This is a genomic window from Shewanella sp. SR1 (genome assembly GCF_020447145.1).
GTDB classification, from domain to species: domain Bacteria; phylum Pseudomonadota; class Gammaproteobacteria; order Enterobacterales; family Shewanellaceae; genus Shewanella; species Shewanella baltica.
In genome coordinates, this window is record NZ_JAJAEF010000023.1 from 1 (window position 1) to 14,536 (window position 14,536).

Annotated in this window: 9 protein-coding genes; 1 reads left to right on the top strand and 8 read right to left on the bottom strand. The window is 48.9% G+C overall.

The annotated features are described in order from the left end of the window. Nucleotides 1-188 precede the first annotated feature (188 nt). The 5 genes from ilvA to ilvC form a co-directional block, all read right to left on the bottom strand. Complete coding sequence (gene ilvA / locus KV201_RS17740) at nt 189-1,784, bottom strand: threonine ammonia-lyase, biosynthetic (protein WP_226060079.1); 1,596 nt, start codon at nt 1,782-1,784, stop codon at nt 189-191. A 1-nt stretch (nt 1,785) separates the two neighbouring features. Continuing rightward, nucleotides 1,786-3,660 carry a dihydroxy-acid dehydratase gene (ilvD, locus tag KV201_RS17745; protein ID WP_012090432.1) on the bottom strand — a complete coding sequence of 625 codons (1,875 nt, stop codon included), beginning with the start codon at nt 3,658-3,660 and terminating at the stop codon, nt 1,786-1,788. Between the two features lie 194 nt (nt 3,661-3,854). Then, a complete protein-coding gene (gene ilvM / locus KV201_RS17750) occupies nt 3,855-4,112 on the bottom strand; it encodes an acetolactate synthase 2 small subunit (protein ID WP_006083459.1) in 258 nt (85 codons plus the stop codon). Further along, nucleotides 4,109-5,782 carry an acetolactate synthase 2 catalytic subunit gene (gene ilvG / locus KV201_RS17755; protein WP_011848075.1) on the bottom strand — a complete coding sequence of 558 codons (1,674 nt, stop codon included), beginning with the start codon at nt 5,780-5,782 and terminating at the stop codon, nt 4,109-4,111. The genes ilvM and ilvG overlap by 4 nt, the downstream gene beginning before the upstream one ends. Before the next feature lie 749 nt (nt 5,783-6,531). Beyond that, nucleotides 6,532-8,010 (bottom strand): ketol-acid reductoisomerase, encoded by a 1,479-nt coding sequence (gene ilvC / locus KV201_RS17760; protein WP_011848076.1) that lies wholly within the window; start codon nt 8,008-8,010, stop codon nt 6,532-6,534. A 260-nt stretch (nt 8,011-8,270) separates the two neighbouring features. Between ilvC and ilvY the strand changes: the two genes are divergently transcribed. Beyond that, complete coding sequence (ilvY, locus tag KV201_RS17765) at nt 8,271-9,143, top strand: HTH-type transcriptional activator IlvY (protein ID WP_006083462.1); 873 nt, start codon at nt 8,271-8,273, stop codon at nt 9,141-9,143. Nucleotides 9,144-9,285: 142 nt separating this feature from the next. Here the strand turns inward: ilvY and KV201_RS17770 are convergent, their stop codons facing one another. The 3 genes from KV201_RS17770 to KV201_RS17780 all read right to left on the bottom strand — a co-directional run bounded on the left by KV201_RS17770 (nt 9,286) and on the right by KV201_RS17780 (nt 14,365). Beyond that, entirely contained in the window at nt 9,286-10,602 is a 1,317-nt protein-coding gene (locus KV201_RS17770) for a hemolysin family protein (protein ID WP_006084442.1), read from the bottom strand. Nucleotides 10,603-11,506: 904 nt separating this feature from the next. Then, complete coding sequence (locus tag KV201_RS17775) at nt 11,507-13,291, bottom strand: GGDEF domain-containing protein (protein WP_226060109.1); 1,785 nt, start codon at nt 13,289-13,291, stop codon at nt 11,507-11,509. A gap of 45 nt (nt 13,292-13,336) precedes the next feature. Next, entirely contained in the window at nt 13,337-14,365 is a 1,029-nt protein-coding gene (locus KV201_RS17780; protein WP_226060080.1) for an ABC transporter substrate-binding protein, read from the bottom strand. Nucleotides 14,366-14,536: the final 171 nt, after the last annotated feature.

Genomic DNA, 14,536 nt, shown 5'->3' on the forward strand with positions numbered 1-14,536 from the left:
GGCGAGTGCTTCTGAGAGTTGCATAAAAAAATCCGATGACATGAGGTCATCGGATTTTGATCTTTTCAGCGAGATCGTCAAGCGATCTGTCTTAACTGATCGGCATTACGCATGTGCGCCCCTCCTTTAGCCTAACTTTGCCTAACATGTCATCGCGTCGATCTAAGCTACGTGCATCACCGCAAACCCTATAAGACTTTGCTGCCGTTACCCGCATTTAAAAACAGCTGATAGGCAGGACTTTGGGTTTCCTCTTGATAGACGAAACCCAACTCAGTTAAAAAATGTTGGAACGGCAAAGCATCACTCGCGGGTACTTCAAATCCCGCCAGCACTCGGCCAAAGGCCGCGCCGTGGTTGCGATAATGGAACAGACTAATGTTCCATTTGCTCTGCAAGGTGGTTAAAAACTTCAGCAGCGCACCGGGATGCTCAGGAAACTCGAAGCTAAACAAACGCTCCTCTAAAGGCTCAGGTGGATGACCGCCGACCATGTAGCGCACATGCAATTTCGCGGTTTCATCACCGGATAAATCCTGCACTTCAAAATCGTTAGCCTCTAAGGTAGCGATGATTTGTTCAAGTTCGCCTTGGCCTCGGCTTAAGCGAATGCCGGCAAACACCACGGCCAGATCGCGACTACTGAAACGATAGTTAAACTCTGTCATTACCCGCTTATCGAGTAACTCACAGAACTTTAAGAAACTTCCCGGACGTTCAGGGACTTTCACTGCCAGTACTGCTTCTTTTTGCTCACCGAGTTCGCAGCGTTCCGACACATAACGCAGACTGTGGAAATTTACATTCGCGCCACTCAAAATCGCGGCGACTTTCTCGCCTTTACCGCTGTCGCCACTGGCATTGGCGCTGACATATTTTTTAAGCCCAGCCAAGGACAAAGCCCCAGCGGGTTCAGCAATCGCACGGGTATCTTCGAAGATATCTTTCACCGCAGCGCAGATTTCATCCGAGGTCACAGTGACCACTTCATCGACATACAGTTTGGCGACTCGAAATGGCTCAGTGCCAATACGCTTCACCGCCACACCGTCGGCAAATAAACCGACTTGTGCCAGTGTCACCGGCTCGCCCGCTTCCATCGCCGCCTTTAAACAGGCGGCATCTTCAGGCTCGACGCCGATAATTTTCACCTGCGGCATCACCGCCTTGTAATAGGCTGCGATACCCGCAATTAAACCGCCGCCGCCCACGGGCACAAATACCACTTCGAGATCGCGCTGCTGCTGCAACATCTCTTGGGCGATAGTGCCTTGGCCTGCGATCACCGCTTCATCATCAAAGGGCGCGATATAGACTCGGCCCTCTTCTTTGGCCATCGCCATCGCAAACCCATTAGCTTGATCGAAGGCTTGGCCGTGCAATACCACGTTGCCACCTAAACGGCGCACCGCATCGACTTTAATATCGGGCGTCGTCTCAGGCATCACAATCACAGCATCCACACCGCGACTCGCCGCCGACATCGCCACCCCCTGAGCATGATTGCCTGCCGAAGCACACACCACACCGCGCTGACATTCTTCTTTCGTCAGCTGGGCGATACGGTTATAGGCACCGCGTAACTTGAAGGAATGCACTGGCTGCATATCTTCGCGCTTCAAAAATACCTGACAACCTAAACGCGCCGATAACTTGTTCATGCTTGAAAGCGGCGTCACTTTCGCTATGTCATACACAGATGACAACAGGATTTTTTGCAGATAGCTTTGTGCCAACTGAAAATGTGCTAAATCCGTCCGAGCTTGCGATGCAAGTGGCAACATATTAGTCCTCCAGTTTACTGCGATCGCGCACCGCGCCCTTGTCGGCACTGGTGGCAAGCATGGCGTAGGCCTTAAGCGCGAGTGATACATAACGCTGGCGACCAATAGGTTTCCACGCCATTGGGCCAAGACTGTGCATTTTTTCGCGGCGAGCATTGAGTTCAACATCACTTACTGCCAGCTTGATGCTGCGCTTTGGAATATCAATTTCGATGCGATCGCCATTTTCAATCAAGGCGATTGTGCCGCCCGCTGCCGCTTCGGGTGAAACGTGGCCAATCGATAAGCCTGAAGTGCCACCGGAGAAACGACCGTCGGTGATCAGCGCACAGGCTTTACCTAAGCCGCGTGATTTTAAGTAACTGGTTGGGTACAACATTTCTTGCATACCCGGGCCGCCTTTCGGGCCTTCATAACGGATAACAACCACATCACCCGCCACCACTTCGCCGCCTAAGATACCCGCCACGGCGTCATCTTGGCTTTCATAGACGCGCGCCGAGCCAATAAAGGTCAGATTCGATTCATCCACGCCCGCCGTTTTAACGATACAACCGTTCTCGGCCACGTTGCCCGACAATACGGCAAGCCCGCCCTCTTGGCTGAAAGCAAACTCGCGGCTACGGATACAACCTTCTTGTCTATCGTTATCCAGTGACGGCCAGCGACAATCTTGGCTAAAGGCTTTAGTGGTCGGAATGCCCGCAGGTCCCGCCATAAAGAAGTGTTTTACTTTTTCATCTTGCGTCTGCATCACATCGTACTGGGCCAATACCGATTTCAAGGTACCGCTGCCCGGCGTGCCGTCATTATCGGCCGCCACATGGAACACATCGGTATGCAGTAATCCAGCTCTGTCGAGCTCGCCCAAAATCCCCATCACGCCGCCGGCGCGGTGCACATCTTCCATATGGTATTTAGGCGTCGATGGCGCAACCTTACAAAGGTGCGGCACAAGGCGCGACATACGGTCGATATCCGCCATGGTAAAATCAACATCGGCTTCCTGCGCGGCGGCCAATAAATGCAATACAGTGTTAGATGAACCGCCCATTGCGATATCTAAAGTCATGGCATTTTCGAAGGCTTTGAAGTTCGCGATATTACGTGGCAATGCTGATTCATCATCTTGATGATAATAACGTTTTGCTAGCGCCATCACGCGGCGACCCGCTTCTAAAAATAGCTCGCGGCGATCGGCGTGGGTTGCCAACATAGAACCGTTACCCGGCAGCGATAATCCTAGAGCTTCGGTTAAACAGTTCATTGAGTTGGCGGTAAACATGCCCGAGCAAGAGCCGCAGGTTGGGCACGCGCTACGCTCAATTTTGGCACTGTCTTCATCGCTCACGTTCGAGTCGGCGCCCGCCACCATAGCATCGACTAAATCGAGTTTGATGAGCTTATCCGACAGCTTAGTTTTACCCGCTTCCATCGGTCCGCCAGAGACAAATACGACGGGAATATTGAGGCGCAGCGCCGCCATCAACATGCCGGGAGTGATCTTGTCGCAATTGGAGATACACACTAAGGCATCGGCGCAGTGGGCGTTAACCATGTATTCCACACTGTCGGCGATAAGCTCACGCGATGGCAGACTGTAAAGCATGCCGCCGTGGCCCATGGCGATACCGTCATCGACGGCAATGGTATTGAATTCTTTTGCGATACCGCCCGCTTCTTCAATGGCGCTCGCGACGAGTGAGCCCATATCTTTTAAGTGCACGTGGCCCGGTACAAACTGAGTAAAGGAGTTAGCAATGGCGATAATTGGCTTACCAAAATCATTGTCTTTCACCCCTGTGGCGCGCCATAACGCACGTGCACCCGCCATATTGCGGCCTTCGGTACTGGTAGCTGATCGTAACTTTGGCATTGACTGTATCCTTTATCTCAAATCGAAAATCGTATTCTTAATTCACATGGCGAATGCTGCACTTACCGCATTCCCCTCAATATCTGGCACTAAATAGTATTTGGCACTAACTCAACTATTTGGCACTCTTACTCTCGGGCACTATACAAATAGTCGCCCCAACATCAGGGACTAAAATGAACCCAAGCAAGGCCTTAAGCATTCGCCGTTTGTTGTAAGCTCAGCGGTAACAATACCTTACATTGGGTCACATCAATCAGTTTATTCAGCTGATTACTTAGCAGTTCGATGGCACGTTCGCTATCGACCTCCATATCCAGTGACAGGCTCGCATCGTCATTCATGCGCATCTGCATTTGGGTAATCGTAAAGCCACGATGGCGAGTCACGCGTAAAACACGCTCAAGCACTTCGGGGCGTTGTTGAACCGTTAATTCCAGAGAGTGGATCATGTTTGTTTCTCCATTTCGTCCATCATATCGCTGTTTGATGCGCCGGGGGGCACCAGTGGCCAAACGTTAAAAGCATCGTCGATTGCAACGTGTAACAAATACGGGCCCTTAGCCGCTAACATTTCGGTTAAGGCTTCTTCCACTTCGTCGGAAGAGAAAATCGTGCGGCCGGGGATATCAAAGGCGGAGGCCAATAAAACAAAATCTGGGTTATCGGATAAATCCGTTTCGCTGTAGCGCTCTTCAAAGAATAGCTGTTGCCACTGTTTCACCATGCCAAGCTTTTGGTTATCAACCAGCACGATTTTCACTGGCAGCTTGCGGCGTTTGATGGTGGTCAGTTCCTGCACATTCATCATGAAAGAACCATCGCCAGACACAGTAACTACAGTGGCATCGGGACGGGCCACTTGCGCACCAATCGCGGCGGGTAAGCCAAAGCCCATAGTGCCTAAGCCCGCGCTGGACAGATGATCTTCTGGACGGCGGAACCACATATGCTGGGCCACCCACATTTGGTGCTGACCCACATCGCAGCACACTACGCTGTCTTCGGGTAATTTATTGGCTAAGCGGCGCAGCAGCGCAGGCGCATAGATCAAACTGCCGGGGTGTTGATAATCCCATTGATGCTTACGGGATAAATGCTCCACCTCGGCCTGCCAAGGCGTGATGTTCATCGACATGGCTAAGGCAGGTAAGATTTGGCGTAAGTCACCAGCGATTGCCACCTCAGGCATACGCAATTTACCCAGTTCGGCGGCGTCGATGTCTAAATGGATCACTTTGGCCTTGTCGGCAAAGCTCGCTAAACGGCCGGTGACTCGGTCGTCGAAACGGGCACCCACCACGATCAGCAAATCGCAATCCTGTACCGCTAAGTTAGCTGCCTTGCCGCCATGCATGCCTAACATGCCTAAGTAGCCGGATGTGCCGTGGGCGATACTACCCAGCCCTTTCAAGGTTGCGACCGAAGGTATGCCCGTCACTTTGATAAACTCACGCAGTTGATCGACCGCGCCCGCCATGCCCACACCACCGCCGACATACAACATAGGCTGTTTAGCCTCAGCCAACAGTGCACGGGCAGCGTCGATATCACTCATCTCGGCTTGGGGTTCGTTCATCACGGCCAGCAAAGGTGTGCGATATTCCAATTGGGCGATTTGGATATCCTTCGGGATATCGACCAGCACAGGGCCAGGGCGACCAGATGCAGCGATTTCGAAGGCTTGATACAAGGTTGGGATCAGGTCGTTGACGTCTGTCACCATGAAACTGTGCTTAGTGCAGCTCAGTGACATGCCCAGCACGTCGATTTCTTGAAAAGCGTCGGTGCCGATTACGGCGGTAGAGACTTGGCCTGTGATGGCCACCATAGGCACAGAATCTAACAGCGCGTCGGCTAAGGAAGTGATCAGGTTAGTCGCACCAGGGCCTGAAGTCGCAAAGCACACGCCAGTTTTACCGCTGGCTCTTGCGTATCCTACGGCGGCAAAGGCGGCGCCTTGTTCGTGACGGCTGAGCAGATGTTCGACAGGGCTTCCATAGAGGGCATCGTATATTGGCATAATGGCACCACCTGGGTAACCAAACACTGTGGTGACTCCATGTGCTGCTAACACTTTAATTACCGCGTCTGCGCCTCTGATCATCTGCCCTGGTTCCATATTCTCTCTCGCTACGTTAGTCCTGAATTGCCGAAAATCGACGCTAATTTTTTACTCTTTCGAAGCTTAGGACCTTGCTCTAGGCCCTGAAACGAAGAACCCCCCGGTCCTTTCGGAGCGGGGGGTTCTTTCGAAACTTCTAACCTTTTAGGTCTATCAGTTCGCCATGCGCCGCCCCCGCTGTGATTTAATAATCACGACGGTAATAATCACGAGAATGAGCTTGGCAGCTTGGTTAAACATCAATATGGATTCCTAATCGGTGTTTCTAAAATTGGGATATTGCATGAAAGTTAGTTTCGCTTTGGACTTTGCCCTACCGCGAGCTATTAGCTTTACCATAAAGCGACAGCCAAACACAATAAAAAATATCTTTTGTCAAAAAAATTCAGCTTCCCTGCCGAGACAATGCAAAACAACAAAGTAAAACGTTAACTGTTGATCCTCAGTCGGCGCGATTCACCTACCGCAGGATTCATTCACTGAACGCGCATTTACCATCGAACGCTCACTGAAGATTCACTCACTAACTCTTCACTCACTAACTATGTCGTTTTTGCCCGCTCGACAACCCACTGAACAGGAAAAAATTTGTTTCTCACTACACTGATTTATCACAAAGCTGATTCATCACTAAGCAAACTCAAGATGCACGTTTCAGTCTCTGAGGCTGCTTGGGAACTGAGCTGAGACCCAAGTCCTTTGAGTCTCAACCCTCTCCCCCAATGTTGGGCTTAATTAACGATCAATTAAGCCTCAACAATGCTCTTCATATCAGTCATGTAACCGCGAAGTTCAGCACCAACATATTCCACCGCCGTTTCACGAATCGCTTCGTTAACTGCGATGAGCGTTAGGTTGTCGACACCGGTTGCGCTGTCTTTCAGGCCTGCACCTAAATACTCAGATGACATGGCATTAACGTAATCGCGCAGCATAGGTACGGCGGCGTGATTGAACAGGTAGCAACCGTATTCGGCGGTATCTGAAATCACTACGTTCATTTCGTACAAACGCTTACGGGCAATCGTGTTAGCGATCAGTGGAGTTTCATGCAGTGACTCGTAATAAGCCGACTCTTCCACGATACCCGCAGACACCATAGTGTCGAACGCCAGTTCCACACCTGCTTTGATCATAGCGACAAGGAAAATACCTTTGTCGAAATAGGTTTGTTCGTCGATATGCTCGCTCGATACGGGTGCATTTTCGAAACCTGTTTCGCCAGTTTCCGCTCTCCAACGCAGTAAGTTCGCATCATCGTTCGCCCAATCTTCCATCATAGTGCGAGAGAATTCGCCGCTGATGATGTCATCCATGTGTTTTTCAAATAATGGCTGGAGGATTTCTTTTAAATCTTCTGCAATTTCAAATGCTTTAATCTTGGCTGGATTAGACAAACGGTCCATCATGTTAGTGATGCCGCCGTGTTTCAGCGCTTCAGTGACCGTTTCCCAACCTTGCTGGATAAGCTTGGCCGCATAGCCTGGCTCAACGCCATCGGCGATCATTTTCTCGTAACCTAAGATGGCGCCCGTCTGCAACATACCGCACAGAATGGTTTGCTCGCCCATTAGATCTGACTTCACTTCGGCGATGAAAGACGACAGTAGAACACCGGCTCTGTCGCCACCCGTTGCGCTAGCGTAGGCTTTAGCAATCTCTAAGCCGTCACCGTCTGGATCGTTTTCTGGATGAACCGCTATAAGGGTAGGTACACCAAAACCACGTTTGTATTCTTCACGCACTTCAGTGCCTGGGCACTTAGGCGCAACCATCACCACAGTGATATCGGGACGAACTTGCATGCCCTCTTCAACGATGTTGAAGCCGTGTGAGTAAGACAAGGTAGAACCTTGCTTCATCAGTGGCATAACCGCGTTAACCACGTTGGAATGCTGTTTGTCCGGCGTCAGGTTAAGTACCAGATCCGCCGCAGGGATTAATTCTTCAAACGTACCGACACGGAAACCGTTGTCGGTCGCTTTCTGCCATGAGGCACGTTTCTGTTCAATCGCTTCAGGACGCAGGGCAAAAGAGATATTCAGACCCGAATCACGCATGTTCAAGCCCTGGTTAAGACCTTGAGCACCACAACCTAAAATAACAATATTCCAATCTTTGATGTAGTTACAGCCGTCGCTAAACTCAGAACGATCCATGAAACGACATTGGCCAAGCTGTGCTAATTGTTGACGTAAATTCAGAGAGTTAAAATAGTTAGCCATCTGATATACCACCTATAAGTCAGAAATTTTGGACGCAACCAAACTAACATAATGTTACGGCTTGGTTGTGATTGAAATCACTATAACCCATGCTTATCATTGCTTAAAATGATATATTCGGAACTTCATATTGCATTATGCGCAACGTCAACTGCAATCATGGATCAGTAACACTAACAGTAACATCGGCGCCAATATGCGGTCCCCAATCACGCAGTCACTCAAGCCAAGGCTCAAGCTCAGACTAAACAGGATAAGTCATGGATATTCGTACCCTCAAATTGTACCTGCACTTATGTGACAGTTTGCACTTCGCCAAGACAGCGGAACAGATGCATGTGAGCCCATCGACCTTAAGCCGAGCCCTGCAAAGATTAGAAGAAGAAGTGAACGCTAAGCTATTAGAGCGGGATAATCGCAGCGTGACCTTAACCCACGCGGGACACGAGTTTAAGCGGTTCGCCGAGCAGACTTTGAACCATTGGAGCACACTCAAGCACAGTATCGATCTTAAGCAGGATGTGCTGCGCGGTCGATTGAATCTGTATTGCTCGGTCACCGCCGCCTATAGCCATTTACCAGGTTTATTGGATTTATTCCGCCAAGAACATCCCTTCGTCGAAATCGCCTTAACCACGGGAGATGCGGCGAACGCGCTGGCCGAAGTGCAACAGAATCGCGCCGATATCGCCATCGCCGCCCTGCCCGATCCGTTTCCCAGCAGCTTACACTTTGCCAAAATCGACGATGTGCCGCTGTCGATCATCGCCCCAACTATCCGATGCGCGGTGCAGCAGCAAATTTCCCAAACGCCCATCGATTGGTCGAGCGTGCCCTTTATTATTCCCGACCACGGGCCCGGACGTCGCCGCGCCGATAACTGGTTCAAACAAATGGGCATCAGCCCTAATATTTACGCCCAAGTATCGGGCCAAGAAGCGATAGCCTCTATGGTAGCGTTAGGCTGCGGTGTGAGCATGAGCCCAGAGGTGGTAATCAATAACAGCCCAGTGCGGGATCGCATTCAACTGCTCTCGTCGCCGGTTGCGATTCCGCCGTTCGAGTTAGGTTGCTGCTGCAAAGTAAAACGGCTCGACGATCCCATCGTTAATGCGTTTTTGGATGTGATTTAAGCGGTACAAGTTAATACAAAAGAAATTTGTGCGTGGCGGGTATCGAAGGGGCACTAACAGTGAAACGACTCTCCAAGGCTAAACACTTAGCCCAAGAGAGTCACTTATTCGAGAATAGCTTTATCAACACAAGATGACAGGATTACACATCTGGCGAGTTGAGCTTATCGATAGGATCGATGCGGGTAACCAATAGCTGATCGACCTTGTAAGAATCGATATCGACCACCTCAAATTTATAGCCCGCATAGTTCACGAAATCGGTACGCTTAGGGATTTTACGCAGCATATACATCATAAAACCGGCAATGGTTTCGTAGTTCTGATTATGCGGGAATTCTTCGATGCCGAAGGCGCGCATCACGTCAGTAATCGGCGTTACACCATCAACCAACCAAGAGTTGCTATCACGGGCGATGATCTGCTCTTCGCTCTCGTGCAATGACCAAGCACCCATTACCGCGCGCTGCAAATCGTTGGTCGTAACAATCCCGACCACTAAGGCATATTCGTTCATGACCACGGCAAAATCGGCGCGGCTATTCTTAAAGTATTCCATTGCCTCAGATAGGCTCAAAGTATCAGGAATAATCAGCGAAGTGTGGACTAAGTTACTGCCTTTTAAGGTAATATTCTCACCGTTAATCACTCGGATCAGCAGCTCTTTTGCATCCACAAAACCTTTGATCATATCTAACTGACCATCGCAGACGAGGAACTTGGTATGGGGATCTTCAGAAATCTTACGCTTGATATCTTCTTCGCTATCTTGCAGTAAAAAGTACACTAAGCTTTCGCGGGCCGTCATAGCAGAAGTCACAGAAACGGTTTGCATTTCAAACACATTTTCCATCATCTGTTGATCACCGCGATCTAATACCCCTGCTTCGGCGCCCGCGTTCATCACGGCATAAATGTCGTCAGAGGTGATGGCATCGTTACGCACGGTTGGGATTTGCAGCAGTTTAAAGATGCCGCTCGCCATGCCATTGAAAAACCACACTAATGGACGCAGTAGCACGATACAGAAAGACATAGGCCCAACAACGGCCAACGCGACAGGCTCAGGCATCGCCATGGCAATGCGTTTTGGCATCAAATCGGCCACAAGAATAAAGGCACTGGTGACGACAATAAAGGATAAAACAAAGCTCATTTGGCTCAACCAAGGATCGGTCAGCAAAGGCGACAGTAACTCATAGAAATAAGGCCGAAATGCCGACTCACCGACGATACCGCCCATGATGGCAACGGCATTAAGACCGATTTGTACCACAGTAAAAAAGCTGCCGGGAACGGCTTGTAACTGCAGCACTTTTTCTGCACGGGCATCGCCCTCATCGGCCAACTGACGTAAACGGATTTTACGTGAAGCGGCAAGTGCAATTTCTGACATAGAGAAGAAACAACTCGCGCCGATTAGGCACAAAATAATCATCACGTTATCAAAGAGACTCATGTAACACCTTTCATTTAACACTGGACTAACTAGGACCAACCCGCGCTTTATTGCTCGCGTGTCAGCTGAATTCATTTTATTTGGGCGCAGTTTGCTTTGTCTTGCTTAATCTAAAAACCGTTCAACGCGACTGCGCCAGCCACTTGCTACCCTAAGATAAAAAAGCGCTTAAATTGCTCGCTTTAGGGTGTTCTCAGTATATCTGCAAATTCACGGCTTAGGCGTGACTCGACTCTCGCAGCCAGCGAATAGTGCAAATACGCTTGCATCATTTAAGTGACGTTTTGTGTCGAAGAGACTGAATATCCAGCATTTAATTATTTTATTCGACTCGACATCATTAAGATATCTAAGTGCGGCGGCTTTGATATTGAGCTGCTAGAACGTACATTTAAGCCAATGGAATTGACTATGCAATCGTGGCTTTCGCTTAGTTGCGTTACGAGAAATACGTCCAGAATGGCAGCATGGATGTCACTTAGAGTGCATCGCTAAATCGACTATGGGCGACAGATTATATCTCATCTGCCGCCTAATATTACCTCACCTTGAGATAATTTTTATCTTAACGGCGGATCAACAGCACAGTTTCATATAAATGTTATCAGTTAGTTAGCACGATTGGAGGCTGTCTGTGACATAACGAAACTCAGCTGACAGGGCCTAAATGTCACCGGATTTATATAAGTGAGAGAGGATAACTGAGTAGAGATGGCTGAGTGGTAATGGCTTAATGGTGTGAATTAGACATAGCTTATGTATAAGCTTAGGCATGGATACAGGGCAATTAGACGCTTGGAAATCAATCACAAAGCGCAGAGATAAGCTATTGATGGAGCAAAACTCAGCTTGTGCCCAACCGCGAAAGACTGCGATAGGCACAAGCCTGCCTCGACCCTAGCCATTAAATCACTTCAACCTCGACCCTATTACGCCCTTTATCCTTAGCGCGATAGAGGCAAACATCGGCGCGGCGTAACACGTCGGCCATCTTAAGCCCCGAAACCTTATCTAATGGCAAAAACACGCAGCCAATACTGATGGTCACCACAGCCAAGGGAGAAGCTTGATGGGGAATATTGAGTTGCTCGACGAGATAACACAACTGCGTGGCAATAGCCGTTAACTGTGCCGGCGTGACGTGCTCAACAACTAAGGCAAACTCTTCGCCACCGATGCGCGCCAATAAAGCATTGTGCGGCAGGATATCGCACTGCGCTAAGGCATCCGCCACGCGTTTAAGCACTACATCGCCTTCGAGATGACCGTAAGTGTCATTGTAGGATTTGAAATAATCGACGTCCAACATAAACAGTCCCGCAGGAGTATCCGCTTGCAGCACGGCTTCTAATCTTTCGGTAAAGGGGCGTCTATTGGCTAAGCCCGTTAACTCATCGGTTTCGGCCATTTCTTTCAATTGAGTATTGGCAGAAACCAGCGCTTGTTGCAGCACTATCATCTGCCGCTCTTTCTGCTCGCGCAGCAGTAACTCGTTCAATGCGGAGGCAAACTGAGTCAGCATATTCTTTTTCTGGGCGTTCCAATTCAAGGGCCGCGACACCGTCGACAGCGAGAGTAAACCCAATAACTCTCCGGCATTTTTAATCGCAAAGGCAGCAATAGAGCAAATGCCCACGGATTTCATCACCTCATATTCCTGCGGTGAGAATACGTTTAACGCCTCAAGATCCTCAATCACTAAAGTCGATTCTGTTTCGAATTTTTTAGCAAGCTGAGTAATATTGTCCACCGAAATCCCTTGGACCTTGTTAGCATGTAACTCGCTGGTCCAAAAACTGCGGTAATAGGCATGCTGTTGATGAAATTCGAGAATACTCACCCTTTCAACATCAAACAACTGAACTATTTTGCGGCACACCTCAGCTAAGGTTTTATCCACATTGCAGGTATCTATGCTTAAAAATTGCAACGAAATCTCTGCCAGCAACTGATTCGACTGCGACTGCCAGTCCAGTTCTTTGGTCCGCTCTTTCACTAAATCCGACAACAAATGCTGCTGTTGCTGTAACGCGCGTTGATGACGTTTATTGATAGCGAGGTCGTTGCGTATCCTTTGATACATGGCCTTAAGCGACAATGCCACATGGGCAATCTCGTCAGGACTGGCGGTCACCGTCTCGGGCACAGATAACTTCTTTAGCGATTTTAGATTGATTTTATTAGTAAAATCTTCCAATGCTGACAATCTATCCGTCACCATGAGTCGCACTAAGGTCAAGATCAAATAGATCATCAGCAGGGTCTTTAAGCCATTGCCGAGCACAATAAAAATCAACTGCCGCCACAGCTCGTAGTAAAGCTGGTTGGTGTCTAAGCCTACGGTTAAAGTTGCGATCAGCTGATCTTGATAAGTCACAGGATAATGAAACAGGGTTTGCGACTCGTCATCGGTTAACAGCGGTTTACCCAGCTGCATAGTGACGCCGTCGATACTGTCTAAATGCACACTCGACACTAACGGCATCATCCCTAAACCAGAGAGCAAATCAGATAGCAGGCTACGGTCGACGTCCCACAGCGACTTCGCCACACTCGGCAAAATAGATTCTGAATATTCGCGGATATCCGACGTGGCATTGTCGATACTATCCTGATAGTTCCAAATCAACTGCACCAGCATAGTTAACACAGCAAAAAATGAGCTCACCCCGATAATGGTCAGCGTCATCTTATGACTAATAGAATGATTTCGATGCTTCATGTACACCCGTTATTACGCCTTGAAGGGCAACTTATTCAAAATCTGAGACTGGAAAATCTGTGGCCAATCCCGAGCAACTAACATTTGATAAAATGCCGAATCAGGCAGTAAAACGCCGAACAAGGTGACATTGTCATAGGGAATATAGTGCTTATGCTGCTGATAATATTTCAACTCAACCAAAGCTAACGCGCCAGCCATAAAGTGCCCACCGCCAATAATGCTCACAGCGTGTTGGCGGCAAAGCTGTAAAATCTCGGGTGACGTATTGATCGTACTGACAAATACATCCTTACCCGACACTAAGCCTTTTTCCTTCAATGCTTTAAGCACTCCAATCGCCATACGATCACTGGCGGTCCAAATCACATTCAGATCGGGATAACGATTCAGCAGAGTTAACGCTTGACCATAAGCCACAGCGTCGCTCCACTGGCCATAAACCGTTTGAGTCAGAGTGGCATTAGGCTGCATAAAGAAATAATCACTGGCACCTTGGGTACGTAGCACTGAAGCAGGCGTCGATTTATCGCCCGAAATCAACAAAACTTTAGCTGGCTTACCTTCTAAGTCGTCCATTAAACCTTTAGCGGTCGCCGAACCGATTGCGTAATTATCGGGAATAATGGCGGGTAACAGATATTCTTGCCAATGGGGATCTTGCAGTAGCGCATCACGCTCGCCGATGGAAATATCATTTAAAATCAATTGCACGTAGATAGGATGTGGAGAAAGCGCTTGCAGCATTTTTATCGCGGATTGTTTTTCATTAACCAGAATAACGTAATTGGGCAGTACCTTTGCGGAAGCTAACAACTCATCGAGTTGGGTGATCATCTTGAAATGATTGCGATCGGAATGAATGATTTCGAGCTTAATATCGAGTGTCGTCGATGCCTCCAACATCAATTGGTCGACGTCCCCCCAAAAACTGTCATCGGCAGCCCCCGGATTAAAAAATACAACATCGAGTTTTGCCCAAGCCGCCCCACCAAAACCCGCAGTACAGATAAACACACACGCTAACATCCACGAACGCATAGGCGAGTTCTCCTCGACCATGTTCCCTCAAATGTCATCCTTCACAAGAGGTCACTTTATTATTATCGATTCACAACCTTGTTACCGCATCGCCGCCCAAAATGTTGCTAAAACCAGCAGCAGATGTTTCGATTAAACCACAAAATGATACAAAGTATACTTTATATGCTG

Bases quoted from the DNA above. Each gene is read 5' to 3' on its own strand.
- ilvA (WP_226060079.1), bottom strand. From the start codon at position 1,784: ATGTTGCCACTTGCATCGCAAGCTCGGACGGATTTAGCACATTTTCAG.
- ilvD (WP_012090432.1), bottom strand. From the start codon at position 3,660: ATGCCAAAGTTACGATCAGCTACCAGTACCGAAGGCCGCAATATGGCG.
- ilvM (WP_006083459.1), bottom strand. From the start codon at position 4,112: ATGATCCACTCTCTGGAATTAACGGTTCAACAACGCCCCGAAGTGCTT.
- ilvG (WP_011848075.1), bottom strand. From the start codon at position 5,782: ATGGAACCAGGGCAGATGATCAGAGGCGCAGACGCGGTAATTAAAGTG.
- ilvC (WP_011848076.1), bottom strand. From the start codon at position 8,010: ATGGCTAACTATTTTAACTCTCTGAATTTACGTCAACAATTAGCACAG.
- ilvY (WP_006083462.1), top strand. From the start codon at position 8,271: ATGGATATTCGTACCCTCAAATTGTACCTGCACTTATGTGACAGTTTG.
- KV201_RS17770 (WP_006084442.1), bottom strand. From the start codon at position 10,602: ATGAGTCTCTTTGATAACGTGATGATTATTTTGTGCCTAATCGGCGCG.
- KV201_RS17775 (WP_226060109.1), bottom strand. From the start codon at position 13,291: ATGACGCTGACCATTATCGGGGTGAGCTCATTTTTTGCTGTGTTAACT.
- KV201_RS17780 (WP_226060080.1), bottom strand. From the start codon at position 14,365: ATGCGTTCGTGGATGTTAGCGTGTGTGTTTATCTGTACTGCGGGTTTT.